The sequence below is a fragment of the Skermanella sp. TT6 genome (genome assembly GCF_016653635.2).
GTDB lineage: Bacteria > Pseudomonadota > Alphaproteobacteria > Azospirillales > Azospirillaceae > Skermanella > Skermanella cutis.
This window is the reverse complement of record NZ_CP067420.1, coordinates 1,825,552-1,841,183: the sequence shown is the minus strand read 5'-3', so window position 1 is coordinate 1,841,183 and position 15,632 is coordinate 1,825,552. Positions and strand designations below refer to the sequence as shown.

At 68.6% G+C, this 15,632-nt stretch carries 15 protein-coding genes and 1 pseudogene; 15 read left to right on the top strand and 1 reads right to left on the bottom strand.

Going from position 1 to position 15,632, the window contains the following annotated elements; translation table 11 throughout:
- Positions 1–90 precede the first annotated feature (90 nt).
- The 14 genes and pseudogenes from IGS68_RS08620 (at position 91) to IGS68_RS08555 (ending at position 13,510) form a co-directional block, all read left to right on the top strand.
- Positions 91–960 carry a nitrilase family protein gene (locus IGS68_RS08620; protein WP_201078971.1) on the top strand — a complete coding sequence of 290 codons (870 nt, stop codon included), beginning with the start codon at positions 91–93 and terminating at the stop codon, positions 958–960.
- 59 nt (positions 961–1,019) lie between these two features.
- Positions 1,020–2,171, top strand: coding sequence for a substrate-binding protein (locus IGS68_RS08615; RefSeq protein ID WP_201078969.1), 1,152 nt, complete (start codon positions 1,020–1,022; stop codon positions 2,169–2,171).
- A gap of 76 nt (positions 2,172–2,247) precedes the next feature.
- Positions 2,248–3,084, top strand: coding sequence for a branched-chain amino acid ABC transporter permease (locus IGS68_RS08610; protein ID WP_201078967.1), 837 nt, complete (start codon positions 2,248–2,250; stop codon positions 3,082–3,084).
- The gene (locus tag IGS68_RS08605) at positions 3,077–4,894 is read left to right on the top strand and encodes a branched-chain amino acid ABC transporter ATP-binding protein/permease (protein ID WP_201078965.1); all 1,818 of its coding nucleotides are present in this window, start codon (positions 3,077–3,079) and stop codon (positions 4,892–4,894) included. The genes IGS68_RS08610 and IGS68_RS08605 overlap by 8 nt, the downstream gene beginning before the upstream one ends.
- A complete protein-coding gene (locus IGS68_RS08600) occupies positions 4,891–5,622 on the top strand; it encodes an ABC transporter ATP-binding protein (protein WP_201078963.1) in 732 nt (243 codons plus the stop codon). Before IGS68_RS08605 ends, IGS68_RS08600 begins: the two co-directional genes overlap by 4 nt.
- Before the next feature lie 16 nt (positions 5,623–5,638).
- Complete coding sequence (locus tag IGS68_RS08595) at positions 5,639–6,382, top strand: DUF1028 domain-containing protein (RefSeq protein WP_201078961.1); 744 nt, start codon at positions 5,639–5,641, stop codon at positions 6,380–6,382.
- Between the two features lie 23 nt (positions 6,383–6,405).
- Positions 6,406–6,579, top strand: a complete 174-nt coding sequence (locus IGS68_RS08590) for a hypothetical protein (protein WP_201078959.1) — start codon at positions 6,406–6,408, stop codon at positions 6,577–6,579.
- Positions 6,579–7,976 (top strand): amidase, encoded by a 1,398-nt coding sequence (locus tag IGS68_RS08585; protein WP_201078957.1) that lies wholly within the window; start codon positions 6,579–6,581, stop codon positions 7,974–7,976. Before IGS68_RS08590 ends, IGS68_RS08585 begins: the two co-directional genes overlap by 1 nt.
- Positions 7,977–8,246: 270 nt before the next feature.
- Positions 8,247–8,390: pseudogene (locus tag IGS68_RS35440) on the top strand (alpha-hydroxy-acid oxidizing protein); the annotation flags it as partial.
- 390 nt (positions 8,391–8,780) lie between these two features.
- Entirely contained in the window at positions 8,781–9,728 is a 948-nt protein-coding gene (locus IGS68_RS08575; RefSeq protein WP_201078955.1) for a siderophore ABC transporter substrate-binding protein, read from the top strand.
- Positions 9,729–9,774: 46 nt separating this feature from the next.
- Positions 9,775–10,737, top strand: coding sequence for an ABC transporter permease (locus tag IGS68_RS08570; RefSeq protein ID WP_201078953.1), 963 nt, complete (start codon positions 9,775–9,777; stop codon positions 10,735–10,737).
- A 7-nt stretch (positions 10,738–10,744) separates the two neighbouring features.
- A complete protein-coding gene (locus IGS68_RS08565) occupies positions 10,745–11,695 on the top strand; it encodes an iron chelate uptake ABC transporter family permease subunit (RefSeq protein ID WP_201078951.1) in 951 nt (316 codons plus the stop codon).
- Positions 11,692–12,450: an iron ABC transporter ATP-binding protein gene (locus IGS68_RS08560; protein ID WP_201078949.1), complete on the top strand. Its 759-nt coding sequence runs from the start codon at positions 11,692–11,694 to the stop codon at positions 12,448–12,450. Before IGS68_RS08565 ends, IGS68_RS08560 begins: the two co-directional genes overlap by 4 nt.
- An 85-nt stretch (positions 12,451–12,535) precedes the next feature.
- A complete protein-coding gene (locus IGS68_RS08555; protein ID WP_201078947.1) occupies positions 12,536–13,510 on the top strand; it encodes a 2-hydroxyacid dehydrogenase in 975 nt (324 codons plus the stop codon).
- Between the two features lie 28 nt (positions 13,511–13,538).
- On the opposite strand, the gene IGS68_RS08550 is transcribed toward IGS68_RS08555, so the two are convergent.
- On the bottom strand, positions 13,539–14,432 hold the full coding sequence (locus IGS68_RS08550) for a LysR family transcriptional regulator (protein WP_201078945.1): 894 nt from the start codon (positions 14,430–14,432) through the stop codon (positions 13,539–13,541).
- Between the two features lie 100 nt (positions 14,433–14,532).
- On the opposite strand from IGS68_RS08550, the gene IGS68_RS08545 reads away from it, so the two are divergent.
- Positions 14,533–15,624, top strand: a complete 1,092-nt coding sequence (locus tag IGS68_RS08545; protein WP_201078943.1) for an aldo/keto reductase — start codon at positions 14,533–14,535, stop codon at positions 15,622–15,624.
- The last annotated feature ends 8 nt before the right edge of the window (positions 15,625–15,632 follow it).

Here is a 15,632-nt window from a genome sequence, read left to right as displayed (position 1 = left end):
TAACGCGCTGGTAATACCAGCTGTCCAACGACCCAGGCCTTTGGCGACCAGCCTGCCGCCGGGCGTTCTGATCGGTAGGGTGGAGTGCACATGACAGGTGAAGCGGAAATCCAGATTTCGTGCCTGCAGTTCGAGCCGCGTATCGGCGAACTGGAGCGAAACGTCGAGACCAGCATTTCCCTGATCCGCGATGCCGCGGCACAGGGCTCGAAACTGGTGGTTCTTCCCGAGCTTTGCAATTCGGGCTATGTGCTCGGCTCCCGCAAGGAGGCCTACGAGCTTTCGGAAACCGTCGAAACCGGGAGATCCATCGCCGCCTGGGCGAAGGCGGCGGCCGACCACGACCTCCATGTCGTTGCCGGCTTCCTCGAGCGGCAGGATGATCGCCTCTACAACAGCGCGGTCGTGATCGGGCCCAAGGGCGTGATCGGCACCTATCGGAAGAACCATCTGTGGAATGCGGAGGCGCTCTACTTCGAGCGCGGAGACCTGGGGTTCCCGGTGTTCCACACGCCGTTCGGCAGGATCGGCGTCCTGATCTGCTATGACGGCTGGTTCCCCGAGGCGTGGCGGCTCCTGGCCCTTCAGGGTGCGGATCTAGTTTGTGTGCCTACCAACTGGGTTCCCATGGCGGAGCAGCCCGCCAACGCGCCGGCCATGGCCAACATCCTTTGCATGGCGGCCGCCCACAGCAACTCGATGTTCGTCGCGGCCTGCGACCGGATCGGGACCGAACGCGGCCAACCGTTCATCGGGCAGAGCCTGATCATCAATCCCAACGGCTGGCCGATCGCCGGCCCCGCCAGCGTCTCCGACCCCGCGATGGTGACCGGCATCTGCAATCTTTCAGCGGCACGGCGCCAGCGCACCTGGAACGACTTCAACCAGGTCATGCGGGATCGGCGAACCGACCTCTATCCGGAAATGCTCGGCACGGCGGCTCGGCCCGGCTGGTACTGACGACAGCCGCGCCCAACGAATTTCGCTCAATGAACCTCGTCCAAAACAGGGAATGAACCATGAAGACGCTTCAATGGATCGGAAGCCTCGCGCTGCTGGGCGCCTTGATGAACGGCGCCGTCGCACAGGAGACGGTCAAGATCGGCATCCCGGTCGGCCTGAGCGGCGCGAACAGCGTGGTGGCGCCCTCGGTCGTGCAGTCGAGCCAGCTGGCCGCGGAGGAGATAAACGCGGCGGGCGGCATTCTCGGCCGGCAGGTCGAGCTGGTCGTCGCCGACGACGGCAGCGGCGCGCAGGGTGCGCAACGCGCCTTCAACTCGTTGGTGTTCCAGGACGACGTGGACGTCCTGATCTCGATGGAGACGAGCGCCGCCCGCAACGCCGGTCTTCCCATCGTCAACCGGGCGGGCAAGCCCTACATCTACACGTCGTTTTACGAAGGGCGCTCGTGCAGCCCCTGGATGTTCGTCCCCGCCTGGGTTCCGGACCAGCAGGTCAAGCCGATCGTCGACCATTTCAGCGACACGCTGAACGCGAAGACCTTCTACCTGATCGGCAGCGACTACAATTTCGGGCGCGGCATGCTCGAGTTCACGCGGCAATACATCGAAGAGAAGGGCGGCCGGGTCCTGGGTGAGGAATACCTGCCGATGGACGGTTCCGACTGGACTCCGATCATCAGCGACCTGCGCTCCAAGAACCCCGACGCCCTGATCACCTCCACGGCCGGCGGTGCGCCCAACGTCACCCTGACCAAGCAGCTGCGCAACGCGGGCGTCACGATCCCCTACGGCAACCTCGCCGTCGACGAGGGCACCGCCAAGACGATGGGCGCCGACGCCACAGGCATGTTCATCTCGCAGTCCTACATGACCGGCATCGACAGCGCCGAGAACAAGAAGTTCCTGGATGCGATGCAGAAGAAGTTCGGCGGCGAGCTGAAGACCCCGAACGATCTCTCCGTGCCGCAGTACGAGGCGATCTATCTCTACAAGGCCGCCGTCGAGAAGGCCGGGTCGACCGATCCGGAGGAAGTCGTCGAGGCCCTGCCCGAAGTGTCGTTCACCGGACCGCGCGGAACCATCCGGATGGACAAGCAGCACCATACCGCGCTGACGATGTATCTGGGCCAGGTCAAGGACGGCGGCAGCGTCGAGGTCATCAAGACCTTCGAGAACGTCGATCCCGGCCAGCAGTGCCCGAACCTCTGATCCATCGTTCCATCGGGCCGGGCGCCGCCGACCGGCCGCCCGCCCCGCTTCCAGCACGGCCAAGAACGGAAACCGGATGGCAGTCCTCCTGCTCGACATCCTGACCACGGCCTCGATGCTTTTCATCGTGGCCACCGGACTGATGATCATCCTCGGCGTCATGAAGCTGATCAACTTCGCCCATGGCGCCTTCCTGACCGTGGGCGGCTACACCGCCCATGTCGTCACCGCCCACGGTTTCAGCCCCTGGCTGACCATACCGGCCGCCGCGGCCTTCGGCTTCGTCCTCGGGATCGTGGTCGAACGGCTGGTGGTCCGGCCGCTCTATTCCAGGCCGCTGGACGCGATCCTGGCGACCTGGGGACTCGGGATCATCATCGCACAGGTCATCGTCTTCGGCTTCGGGCGGGAGGTGCAGTTCGCCCAAAGCCCGATCTCGGGAACCATCGACCTGCTCGGAACCGCCTACTCGTCCTGGAGGCTGATCCTGATCGCGGTCGCCGTCGTCCTGGGCCTCCTGCTGACGGCGCTGCTCTACCTCACCCGCTTCGGCCTCAATGCCCGCGCGGTGATCATGAACGAGAACCTCGCGCGGGGGCTCGGCATCGACAGCGTCAAGGTGCGTGCCGTGACGTTCGGGCTCGGCGCGGCGCTGGCCTGCGCGGCGGGCGCCCTGATCACGCCGCTGCTGTCGGTCGATCCCAACATGGGCCTGCCCTGGCTGGTCAACTCGTTCATGCTCGTGCTCGTTTCCGGCGTCGCGGTCCCCGGCCTGGCCCTGGCCTCCCTGGTGCTCGGCGGCGCCCAGGTGCTCGTCAGCACCTTCGTCAGCCCGATCCTCGGCGGCATCACGATCGTCGTGCTCGCCGCCGTCATCCTGCGCATCAAACCTCAAGGACTCTCCCGTGGCTGAAGCAATTCCGGACGCGACCGGGCGGTCGAGGCGCCAGATCCTGCGCACGGCCGTGGGCGCAGCCATCGCCCTGATCATCATCGGTACGGCGCCGCTCTATCTCGGCACCTACATGACGAATATCCTCACCCGCGCGCTGTTCCTCGCGGCCCTGGCGCTGACGGTGGACCTGGTCTGGGGCTATGCGGGCGTCCTGACCTTCGGGCAATCGGCCTTCTTCGGCATCGGAGCCTATGCCTGCGCGCTGGTCTTCACCCACTGGGGCTTCGGCCCCTGGTGGGCGATCGGCGCGCTGGCCGCCGGCATCGCCGTCGCGATGGTCACGGCTTGGGCGACGGGCCTGCTCTCGTTCTACCACGGGGCCTCGCCCCTCTATTCCTCGATCGTCACGCTGGCCCTGCCGATCGTGCTGGTGCAGGTCATCTTCTCCGGCGGCCGCTTCACCGGGTCGAGCAGCGGCCTGTCCGGGTTTCCGACCTATTACTGGTCGATCGACACCTGGTTCTGGATCGCCGGCACCTTCCTGGTCGCGGTCGGCGCCGTGGCGTGGCTGTTCGTCCGCAGCGACTACGGCCGCATCCTGGTGGCGATCCGGGAGAACGAGGACCGCTGCGCCTATCTCGGCATCCCGGTCTCGCGCATCAAGACCGGCCTCTTCGTCGCCTGCGCCGGCATCGCGGCCGTGGCCGGCTTCGGCTACGCGGCCTTCTCCAACGTGGTGGCGCCCGAACTCGCCGGCTTCCTCCTGGGCACGGAATCCCTGATCTGGGTGGCGCTGGGCGGGCGCGGGACGCTCATCGGCCCGATCCTGGGCGCCATCGGCATCGATGTCACGTCATCCTACCTGTCGGGCAACCTGCCGTTCCTCTGGAACTTCATCGTCGGCGTCACCTTCGTGGTCGTCATCATCCTGCTGCCGAACGGCGTGGCATCCCTGGTGACGGGCGCGTGGCGCCGGTATCGCAGGCGCGGCTCCGCCGACGGGGAGACGGCGCGGGGAACCGGCATCAGGCTCGTCCCCTCCGCCAAGGGGCACCCGGCCGCGGCGGGCGCCTCCGCCGCCCCGATCCGGATCGACGGCCTGACCTGCCGGTACGGCAGCCTGACCGTGCTGGACGGCATCCAGGTCGAGGGCATCGCGGGCCAGCTGCTCAGCATCGTCGGTCCGAACGGCGCCGGCAAGACGACCCTGATGCGCTGCATCAGCAACGGCACGGAGCGCACGGGCGGCACCGTCGCGATCGCCGGGACCGAGATCGGGCGGAGTTCTCCGCAGAAGATCGTCGGGCTCGGTGTCGGGCGCAGCTTCCAGAACACCAGCCTGTTCGACAGCCTGACCGTCGGCGAGTGTCTCAGGCTCGCCCGCTACCGCATCGACGGAGCCAGCCGGCTCCATCGCAGCGAGACGGTGGCCCTTCCCGATCCGGCGCTGGAGATCCTGGCGGCCACCGGCCTCGACCACAAGCTGGGCGTCGAGACGCGCTACCTGTCGCACGGCATGAAGCGCGGGCTCGAACTCGCGATGGTCCTCGCCACCGAGCCGCGCGTCCTGCTGCTGGACGAGCCGACGGCCGGCCTGACCCGGCCCGAGCGGGTCGCGATCGGGCATGTCCTGACCCGGCTGGTCGAGGAATACGACCTTTGCATCTTCCTGATCGAGCACGACCTCGATTTCGTCCGGGAGATTTCCAACCGCATCGTCGTCCTGCACCAGGGCAAGCTGCTGCTCGACGGCACCGTCGAGGAGGTCGTCTCGTCCGATCTCGTCAAGGCCGTCTATGCCGGTCAGGAACTGGAGGCCGCACCGTGAGCGGAACGGATACCCAAACCGCCGGCCGGAGCCGGCTGGAGATCGCCGGCCTGAGCAGCGGATACGGCGCCGCGACGGTGATCCGCGACGTCTCGTTCTCGATCGCACCGGGCGAGATCCTGGTCGTGCTCGGCAAGAACGGGATGGGCAAGTCGACGCTGCTGAAGACCATCATGGGCTTCGTCCGGGCCAGGACCGGCACCATCCGCCTGGACGGGCACGAGATCGCGAACCGCGCGCCGCACCTCAACGCCCGCGAGGCGCTGGCCTACACGCCGCAGGAATACGCGATCTTCCAGGATCTCACCGTCGAGGAGAACCTTCGGCTGGGGGTGACCGAGGACCGCCTCCTCGGCGAACGGATGGACGAGGTCGAGGCGGCCTTCCCGGTGATCGCCAAGCGGTTCAAGCAGCGGGCGGGAACGCTGAGCGGCGGCGAGCAGAAGATGCTGCTGCTGTCGCGCAGCCTCGTCTCCCGGCCGCGGATCATGCTGATCGACGAGATTTCCGAGGGCCTCCAGCCGTCCATGGTGGACCGGATGGCGCAGGTCCTGCGCTCGACCAAGGAGCGGAACGGCGTGACCGTCCTGCTGGTCGAGCAGAACCTGCCCTTCGCCCTGTCGGTCGCCGACCGCTACGCGATCCTGAAGATCGGCGAGATCGTGGAGGAAGGCGACGTGGCGCACGCCGACACGGCCGCGGCCCTGGAGCAGCATTTGCGCATCTGATGCGGAGGAGCCAATCATGAGTATCGAGGCGAATACCTTCTCCATCGTCGCCCGCTGCGCGTCGACGGGCGAGCTGGGGGTCGCCGTCGCGTCGGCGGTCCCGGCCGTCGGCTCGATCTGCCCGTTCGTCCGCCCCGGCGTCGGGGCCGTCAGCACCCAGTCCTGGGTCAACCCCTATCTGGCCGTCCGGATCCTGGACGCCATGCAGGCCGGCAGCGACGCCCGGTCCGCGCTGGACGGCGCGCTGGCCGAGGATGCGGAGGCGAATCTGCGCCAGGTCGGGGTCGTGGACGCTTCCGGCGGCTCGGCGTCCTGGACCGGAGGCGATTGCACGCCCTGGCACGGCGAGGTCGACGGCCGGGATTTCGCGGTGCAGGGCAACATGCTGACGGGCGGCGAGGTGCTTTCCGCCATGGCCGGGACGTTCCGGGAGACCGCGGGGCAGCCGCTGGAAGACCGGCTGATGGCCTGCCTGGAGGCGGCGCAGGCGGCGGGCGGCGACAAGCGCGGCCGACAGTCCGCCGCCCTGGTCGTGTTCGGCGCCGAAGCCTACGCCAAGCTCGACGTGCGGGTCGACGAGGACCCCGACCCGATCCCTCGCCTGCGCCGGACCTTCGGGATCGCCAAGGCGCAGCTGCTTCCCTTCATCGCCGGGATGCCCAAGCGGGAGGGCGGCAGCGCGTTCCCGCCCGAGGTGATGGATCTCCTGCTGCTGTCGCCGCCGGACCGGCCGGCGGGTGGAGGGAGCGCCGAGCCATGAGCAGCGGAGGAGGAAAAGACGTCATGACCGGACACGCATCGGACCCCGGGAGCCTGGTCGCGTCGGAGCGGGACGCCGAGATCCGCGAGGCGTACAAGGTCGTCGCCGCCGAGATCGGGAAGCTGCGCGGCCTGGACCTGGGCGACCACCACCCCGCCGTCGTGTTCCGTCCGCTGCGGAAGAAGGAATCCTCCTGATGCGCGTCGAAGAAGCCATGCACCGGCCGATCGGGGAAGCCGCGGAGGCGATCAGGGCCGGGGAGCTCTCCCCCGTCGGGCTCACGGCCGCCTATCTGGATCGGATCGCGGCGAAGGACGGCGATCTGAACGCCTTCGTCCATGTCGCGGCCGACGCCCTCGACCAGGCGGAAAGCCTTGCCGCGGCGGCCAGGGAGGGGAGGATCCTGGGCCCGCTCCACGGCATTCCCCTCGCGATCAAGGACAATTACCTGACCGCGGACATGCCGACGCGGGCGGGCACCGAAGCCACGATCGAGTTTCCCAGGACGGAGGGGGCGGCGGTCCGCAAGCTGCGCGAGGCCGGCGCCATCCTGCTCGGCAAGACCCGGATGCATGAATTCGCCTGGGGCATGGAGACTCCGCCGGCCCGCAACCCGTTCGATCCGGACCGGGTTCCCGGCGGCTCCAGCGGCGGTTCGGGGGTCGCCGTCACGGCGGGTTTCGCCATGGCGGCGCTCGGGTCCGACACCGGCGGGTCGATCCGGATTCCGGCAAGCCTTTGCGGCACCGTCGGCATCAAGCCGACCTTCGGGCGGATCGGACGGTCCGGCATCGTTCCCCACAGCTGGTCCCTGGACCATGCCGGTCCGCTGACGCGCAGCGTCGCCGACGCCGCCCTGCTGGTCGACGTCCTGTCCGGTCACGACCCCGATGATGCCGGCTCCGCCGACGAACCGCCGACCGCGCTGCACCCGATCGTCCCGTCGGCACGCGAAGCCGGCGCCGCCGGACTGCGGGTCGGCGTCTGCCGCAACCATTTCTTCGAGGCGCTGGACGACGAGGTCGGCGCCGCCGTCGAAGCGACGATCTCCCGGCTCGCCGCCGGCGGCGCCGAGGTGGTCGAGTTCCGGGTGCCGGAGCTGGCCTATGGCCTGGGAGCCATCTTCGCGATCGAGCTGGCGTCCTCGACCGCCTACCATGTCCATCACCTGGCGGCGGGCAGGACATCCGCCTATCGGGACGATGTCCGCCTGCTGGTGGAGATGGGACGCCTCGTCACCGCATCCGATTACCTCCAGGCGGAGCGGTACCGGACGATGCTGGCGGAGAAGTTCCTCCGGGTGTTCGCCGGGGTGGACGTCGTCGTCGGCCCGACGATGCCGATCACGGCCTGGCTCTCGGGCCAGCGGGAGGTCGAGCTCGACGGCAGGCGCGAGAGCGTGCTCGAAACCTCCTGGAGGTTCACCTATCCCTGGAACCTGCTCGGCCTGCCGGCCATCAGCCTGCCCTGCGGCTACGACCGAAACGGCCTTCCCATCGGATTCCAGATCGCGGGAGCCGCATTCGACGAGGCGAGCGTGATCCGGGCCGCGGCCGTGGTGGAGCGGACGGTGCAGATGCGGTGGTGCTTCTGAGCTGGAATTCGCAGGTTTCGGGAGATTGGCAGACCTCAAGCATTGATCCAGAAGAAGTCTTCGGCGGCGATGAACTGGAGTGTCGGCGGGTCGAGGTCACGCTGGCCGGGGTTTGCCGCCACCTCGGCGTCGAAACCCAGCGGCAGTGGTCCCATCTCGCAGTCCTGCGCACCACCCCGGCCTTGCACGACCTATTCTCCCTGATCACCCTCGGGCGCGCGCGGCATCATCGTCTTCAACCATGGCGGGCGGAGGCTGGACACCCTGCCGGTGGCCGATGAAACTGCCGGGCGCGTGCCGGTGCTGATGGACGGGGGCATCCGACGGGGAACCGACATCCTCAAGGCCCTCGCCCTGGGCGCTTCCGCCGTGATGGTCGGCGAGCCGGTCCTGCACGCCCTGTCCGTCGGCGGCGCCATCCTGCAGACCGAGTTGGAGGTCGCCATGGCGCTGACCGGACGGGCGCGCCTGAACCGACATCGACCGGTCGGCGATCTGGACATTCTGAAGATGTGCCCGATCAGGTTGAACCGCTCCGGTTCACTCGACGCATCGTGTTGCGCCATGGGCGCAACCTACGGCTCGATGCGATGCGGGCCGACGGTCGTCGGTTGCATCCATGGCGCAACGCGTCGGATCGGCTGTCTCGGGCGGAGCGACCTAATCGGGAACAGCCCTAACGGCTTGCGTCCCGCCCAAAAGAGCAATATGAGAATGTTTCGCATTCGCGATATCGGAGCAGCTTCGGCGGATCACCGCCCGAGATCACCGCCCGGCAGGGGCCCAGCATGGAAGGACAAGAGGATGGCATATCGCCCGATAGCGCCGACATTGGCGGGGTTCGCGAAGATCCTATCGGTTGCCGCCGCGGTCGTCGCGCTGGCGCAGGCCGTGCCGGCTTCGGCCCAGGAGCGGATCGAGATCACCCACGCGCAGGGCAGGACGTCCGTTCCCCGCAACCCCGAGCGGATCGTCGTCTTCGACCTGGCGTCCCTCGACACCCTCGACGCGCTGGGCGTCGAGATCGACGGGGTGCCGGGCGGACTGCTGCCGGAGTATCTGTCCAAATACCGGTCCGACGACCACGCGAAGGTCGGGACGCTGTTCGAACCGGACTACGAGGCGGTCAACGCCCTCGCTCCCGACCTGATCGTCGTCGGCGGACGCTCGTCGACCAAGTACAGGGAACTGGCCCGGATCGCGCCGACCATCGACATGACGGTCGATACGGGCGACTACATGGGCAGCGTCACCCGCAACGTCGAGCAGCTCGGCCGCATCTTCGGCAAGGAGACGGAGGCGGAGAGCAAGCTGGCGACGATCCGCCGCTCGATCGAGGACCTGCGCGCCACCGCGTCGGGCATCGGCGAAGGGTTGCTGGTCCTGACCACGGGGGCCAAGATGAGCGCCTACGGCCCGGGATCGCGGTTCGGCATCCTGCACGACGTGTTCGCCGTGAAGCCTGCGGAGGAGAACCTCCAGGCCTCGCTGCACGGCCAGTCGATCTCCTCCGAGTTCATCCTGGCGGCGAACCCCGACTGGCTGTTCGTGATCGACCGCGATGCGGCGATCGGGTCGGGGAACTCCTCCGGAGCCGTGCTCGGCAACGAGCTGGTGGCCCAGACCAAGGCCTGGAAGCAGGACAACGTCGTCTATCTGGACGCGGTGAACTGGTATCTGGTCGGCGGCGGGCTGATCTCGCTCCAGGCCATGGTCGACCAGCTGTCCCAAGCCTTCGCGAAGAGCGGCTGACCGGCTCCGGGCACCGGCCGCCCCCAACCCGCTCCATCGGACTTCCATGACGAAATTCCTCCTCGCCGCGGCCGGCGTCGGCCTGCTGGCCGTCCTCAGCCTGTTCGTGGGAGCCACTCCCCTGTCGCCGGCCACGCTGCTCGCCGCCGGGCCGGAGAGCGAGGCCGTGCGGGTGCTGCTGGCCAGCCGCATCCCCCGCACCGTCGCCGTGATCCTGTCCGGGATGGCGATGGGCGTCAGCGGCCTGATCATGCAGCTGATCGTGCGAAACCACTTCGTCGAGCCCGGCACCGCCGGGACGGTGGAATCCGCGAGCCTGGGCATCCTGATCGCGACGCTGCTGGCGCCCGGCATCGACCTGATCGGCAAGATGACGGTCGCGGCCCTGTGCGCCCTGGCCGGCACGGCCCTGTTCCTGTTCATCCTGAGCCGCATCCCCCTGCGCTCGGCCCTCCTGGTGCCGCTCATCGGCCTGATGCTCGGCGGGATCTTCGACTCCGTCACGACCTTCTTCGCGTACCGCTACGACCTGCTGCAATCGCTGAACGCCTGGACCACGGGCGACTTCTCCGGCGTCCTGCGCGGCCGCTACGAACTGCTGTGGATCGCCTTCGCCCTGACCGCCGCCGCCTATCTGGCGGCCGACCGCTTCACGGTGGCCGGCATGGGCCGGGACTTCACGACCAACCTGGGAATGAACTACCGGCGGGCCCTGTCCTTCGGGCTGGTCATCGTCTCCATGAGCACGGCCGTGGTCGTCGCGACGGTGGGGACCATCCCCTTCCTGGGGCTGATCGTGCCGAACCTGGTCAGCATGGCCGTGGGCGACAACGCGCGCCGCGCGGTCCCCTGGGTGGCGCTGGGCAGCGCCGCGTTCGTCCTGGTCTGCGACCTGATCGGCCGGACCGTGCGCCACCCCTACGAGATCCCGGTGGGCACGATCGTCGGCGTCGTCGGGAGCGCGCTGTTCCTCTATCTCCTGCTCAGGAAGGGCGCCTCCGATGGTTAGGCCCGGGATGCCGACCCCGCGGCAGGCGCTGCTGCTCCTTTCCTTCGCCGCGCTGGCGGCCATCGCCGCCTTCATGACCCTCGGCGTGCGGGGAAACTGGGATTTCGTCCTGCCCTTCCGCGGGACCAAGGTCGCCGTGATGGTGCTGGTCGCCTATGCCGTCGCCGTCTCCACGGTGCTGTTCCAGACGGTGACCGGCAACCGCATCCTGACGCCGGCCATCATGGGCTTCGATTCCCTCTACGTGCTGATCCAGAGCTGCGCCGTGTTCCTGCTCGGATCGACCAACGTGGCGATGATCGACCACCGGCTGCGCTTCGGCGGGGAGGTCGCGGTGATGGTGGCCTTCTCCGTCGTCCTCTACGGCGCGATCTTCTCCAGGAGCCGGCGCGACCTGCACCTGCTGATCCTGGTCGGAATCGTCTTCGGCATCTTCTTCCGGAGCTTGGCGAACTTCCTCCAGCGGCTGATCGATCCGGCCGAGTTCGCCTTCCTCCAGGACCGGTTCTTCGCGAGCTTCAACTCGGTCGAAAGCGACCTGCTGGCGACGGCCGCCCTCCTGGTCGCCGCGGTGTCGCTGGTCGCGTGGCGCATCATGCACAGTTTCGACGTGCTGGCCCTGGGGCGGGAGCGGTCGATCGGCCTGGGGGTCGACCATCGGCGGATGGTGACGATCGTCCTGGTGCTGGTGGCGGTGCTGGTGTCGGTATCGACGGCGCTGGTCGGACCGATCACCTTCTTCGGGCTGCTGGTGGCGAACCTGGCCTATCTGGCGGTCCCGTCGGGCAAGCACCGCTTCGTGCTTCCGGCCGCCGTGCTGCTCGCGGTCATCGCCCTGGTCGGCGGGCAGACGATCCTGGAACGGATCTTCGCCTTCGACACCAACCTTCGGATCATCATCGAGTTCCTGGGAGGAATCGTGTTCATCAGCCTAGTCGTACAGGGGAAGGCCCGATGATCGAGGCGAAGGACGTCACCAAGCGCTATGACGGCACCGTCGTGGTCAGGGACGTGTCGCTGCGCCTGCCGGCGGGCGGCGTCATCTCCATCATCGGCCCGAACGGGGCGGGGAAATCGACGCTGCTGTCCATGATCAGCCGCCTGCTGCCCATGTCCGCCGGCACGGTGACGGTCGACGGGCTGGACGTGACCCGGACGCCGAGCGCCGTCCTGGCGCAGCGTCTCTCCATCCTGCGCCAGGACAACCATATCGCCTCGCGGCTGACGGTCCGCGACCTGGTGGAGTTCGGGCGCTATCCCTATTCGAAGGGCCGCCTGACCGAGGCCGACCGCGCGCATGTGGAGCGGGCGATCGACCATCTCGGCCTCGGCGCGTTGTCCGGGCGCTTCCTGGACCAGCTTTCCGGAGGGCAGCGGCAGCGCGCCTTCGTCGCGATGGTGCTGTGCCAGGACACCGACTATGTCCTGCTGGACGAGCCGCTCAACAATCTGGACATGCGGCATGCCGTTTCCATGATGAAGCAGGTCCGGCGCTTCGCCGACGAGATGGGCAAGACGATCGTGCTGGTCCTCCACGACATCAATTTCGCGTCCTGCTATTCGGACCACATCGTCGCCATGCGCGACGGCGCGGTGCTGTTCCAGGGACCGCCCGAGGCGGTCATCCGCGAGGAGGTGCTGGAGGCCGTCTATGATCTCCCCATGACGGTGCAGGTCGTCGAGGGCAAGCGGATCTGCGTCTATTTCACCTGATCTTTCGCCCCTGGGCCGCCCCTGGGCCGGCCCGGACCCGGGCAGACCCGTTGCGCCGCCCCGGAGCGTCGTCTAACGTCCCGGGATGAGCACCATCATACTCCTCGCCGCTTCGTTTCCCGCCGAACTCAAGGACAGGATCACCGGGATCGCCGGGAACGGACCCCGCTGCAGGGTGGCGGGCCCGTTCGACCCGCCGACCGGGGCCGCCCTTTCGCCCGGCGACGCGGCGGCCGTCCGCGTGCTGGTCACCATGGGAACCTTGAGGACCGACGCGGAGGTCATGGCCCGCCTGCCCTCGCTCGGCCTGATCTGCTGCTACGGCACCGGCTACGAGGGCGTCGACCTGGAGGAGGCGCGCAAGCGCGGGATCATGGTCACGCACAGCCCGGCGGCCAACGCCCCGGCGGTCGCGGACCACGCGATGGCGCTGCTGCTGGCGGCAGGCCGGCGGATCGCCCTGGCCGACAGGTTCGTCCGCGACGGGCTGTGGAGCGGCCATTCCGCGGCGCGCATGCCGCTGGTGCGCGGGCTGACCGGGCGCAGGATCGGCGTGTTCGGCTTCGGCGCGATCGGCCGGCGGATCGCCGCCCGCGCCGCGGCGTTCGAGGCGGAGGTGGCCTATCACAACCGGTCGCGCAAGCCCGACGTGCCGTACGCCTTCCATGACACGCTGGAATCGCTGGCGGACTGGGCCGACGTGCTGATGATCGCGGCGCGGGCGGATGCCGGAAACCGTCACCGTGTCGGCCGGGAGGTGATGAAGGCGCTGGGTCCGGACGGCATCGTGGTCAACATCGCGCGCGGGTCGATCGTGGACCAGGAGGCGCTGATCGACCTGCTCCGGTCGGGCGAGCTGGGCGGCGCAGGGCTCGACGTGTTCGAGCACGAACCCGCGGTACCCGACGCCCTGAGGGCCATCCCGCACGCTGTTCTGACCCCGCATATCGGGGGCGGCACCCACGAGGCCCACGAGGCGATGCAGGGCCTGGTCGCCGCCAACGTCGCGGCGTTCCTGGCCGGCGCTCCCGTGGTGACGCCGGTGCCCGAGATGGCGTGAAGCCGGGGAACCTGCCTTCGGCGTGCCGTCAGGCGCCGCGGTAGCGGACGTGGTCGATCAGGGCTCGCAGCTTGGGCGGGAGGTTCCGGCGGTCCGCGAAGTAGAGGAAGAAGCCCGGGAACGGCGGGCAGTATTCCTCCAGCACCGGCACCAGTTCCCCCCGGTCGAGATAGGGCCGGAACGTCTCCTCCATGCCGAAGGTCAGGCCGCCCCCGGCGCAGGCGGTCCGGATCATGAGCCACATGTCGTTGGTCGTGATCCTGGGGTCGACCGCCACGTCGAACTCCCGGCCATCCTCCTCGAATTCCCAGCGGTAGGGCGCCACCTCCGGGGCGGAGCGCCAGCCGATGCAGGCGTGCCGGGGAAGCTCGGTCGGATGGGACGGCGCGCCGAAGCGCTCCAGGTACGACGGCGCGGCCACCACGAGCTGGCGCTGGTCGCCCGAGACCGGCACCGCGATCATGTCCTGCTCGATGACCTCGCCGAGCCGGACGCCGGCATCGTAGCCTTCCGCGACGATGTCGAACTCCTCGTCCGTCACGGTCACGTCGAGCTGCACGCCGGGATGGGCCTCGCTGAACCCCGCGAGCAGCGGGCCGGAGATGAACCGCTCGGCGATCGAGGAGACCGCGAGCCGCAGCAGCCCCGTCGGCTTCGCCTCGCGGTCCCGGGCGGCATCGAGCGCCGTCCCGACCTCGGCGATGGCCGGTGCCACGCGCCGGTAGAGCTGCGCGCCGGCCTCGGTCAGGCTGACGCTGCGCGTCGTCCGCTGGACCAGGGCGACGCCCAGCCGGTCCTCCAGGCGCCGGATCGCCTGGCTGACGGCGGGCCGGGTCACGCCGATGCGATCCGCGGCGGCGCGGAAGCTTCCCGCGTCGGCGACCGCGAGGAACACGGAAACGAGGTTCAGATCTGTGGTCATCGGTTAGCGGCGCTTACCAAGCTGGTCAGCATTGGGCGAATTGTCCCACGGATCGGCCCGGTATACCTGTGTTCCCGACGAAACATGGAGACTTTGGACCATGAAGACGGGAACCATGGAGACGGGGACGATGACCTCCCTGGACAGCTATCGCCTTCTCGGCCGCTCCGGGCTTCGCGTGTCGCCGCTGGCGCTCGGCACCATGACCTTCGGCCAGGACTGGGGCTGGGGCTCCGACGCGGGGGAAGCCCGCCGGATCTTCGACCTGTATGTCGATCGCGGCGGCAACTTCGTCGATACGGCGGTGAACTATACGGACGGCGCCTCCGAGCGGATCACGGGCGAGTTCATCAAGGACAAGCGCGAGCGCATCGTGCTCGCGACCAAGTTCACCATGGCGCGGGAGCCGGGTAACCCGAACGCGGGCGGCAACCACCGGCTCAATATGGTGCGCTCGGTGGAGCAGAGCCTGCGGCAGCTCGGCACCGACCGCATCGACCTGCTGTACCTGCATGCCTGGGACATGACGACGGGGCCCGAGGAGGTGATGCGCGGGCTGGACGACCTCGTCCGGTCAGGCAAGATCCACTATGCCGGCATCTGCAATACGCCGGCCTGGCGCGTCGCCCAGATGCAGGCGATCGCCGACCTGCGCGGCTGGTCGCCTTTCGTGGCGCTCCAGATCGAATACAGCCTGGTCGAGCGCACGGTCGAGCATGAGCTGATCCCCATGGCGGCGGCGCTGGGCATGGGCGTGCTTCCCTGGTCGCCGCTGGGCGGCGGCGTGCTGACCGGCAAATACGCCCGATCGGACGTCGCGGACTCGGGCGACGCTGCCGTGGCGCCGACCCGCAAGGGGGTGATCGCCTCGTCCGGGCACCTCACCGCGCGGTCGATCGGGATCGCCGAAACGGTCCGGGCCGTCGCCGACGAGATCGGGGCGACCCCGTCCCAGGTGGCCATCGCCTGGACGCTCGCCAATCCGGCGGTCACCTCGCCCATCCTGGGGGCGCGCACGGTCGCGCAGGCGGAGGACAACCTGGGCGCCCTCGACCTGGCGCTGTCGCCCGAGCATATCGAACGGCTCGACCGGGCGAGCGCGCCTGAGCCGATCTTCCCCGCCCGCTTCGTCGGCCGGCCCATGGTCCGGCAGCTCATCTTCGGCGGCGCGTCCGTCGGTCGGCGCGTCTGACCTGGCAC

Coding starts and splice junctions, on each gene's coding strand:
- IGS68_RS08620 (WP_201078971.1), top strand. CDS start 91: ATGACAGGTGAAGCGGAAATCCAGATTTCGTGCCTGCAGTTCGAGCCG.
- IGS68_RS08615 (WP_201078969.1), top strand. CDS start 1,020: ATGAAGACGCTTCAATGGATCGGAAGCCTCGCGCTGCTGGGCGCCTTG.
- IGS68_RS08610 (WP_201078967.1), top strand. CDS start 2,248: ATGGCAGTCCTCCTGCTCGACATCCTGACCACGGCCTCGATGCTTTTC.
- IGS68_RS08595 (WP_201078961.1), top strand. CDS start 5,639: ATGAGTATCGAGGCGAATACCTTCTCCATCGTCGCCCGCTGCGCGTCG.
- IGS68_RS08590 (WP_201078959.1), top strand. CDS start 6,406: ATGACCGGACACGCATCGGACCCCGGGAGCCTGGTCGCGTCGGAGCGG.
- IGS68_RS08585 (WP_201078957.1), top strand. CDS start 6,579: ATGCGCGTCGAAGAAGCCATGCACCGGCCGATCGGGGAAGCCGCGGAG.
- IGS68_RS08575 (WP_201078955.1), top strand. CDS start 8,781: ATGGCATATCGCCCGATAGCGCCGACATTGGCGGGGTTCGCGAAGATC.
- IGS68_RS08570 (WP_201078953.1), top strand. CDS start 9,775: ATGACGAAATTCCTCCTCGCCGCGGCCGGCGTCGGCCTGCTGGCCGTC.
- IGS68_RS08565 (WP_201078951.1), top strand. CDS start 10,745: ATGCCGACCCCGCGGCAGGCGCTGCTGCTCCTTTCCTTCGCCGCGCTG.
- IGS68_RS08560 (WP_201078949.1), top strand. CDS start 11,692: ATGATCGAGGCGAAGGACGTCACCAAGCGCTATGACGGCACCGTCGTG.
- IGS68_RS08555 (WP_201078947.1), top strand. CDS start 12,536: ATGAGCACCATCATACTCCTCGCCGCTTCGTTTCCCGCCGAACTCAAG.
- IGS68_RS08550 (WP_201078945.1), bottom strand. CDS start 14,432: ATGACCACAGATCTGAACCTCGTTTCCGTGTTCCTCGCGGTCGCCGAC.
- IGS68_RS08545 (WP_201078943.1), top strand. CDS start 14,533: ATGAAGACGGGAACCATGGAGACGGGGACGATGACCTCCCTGGACAGC.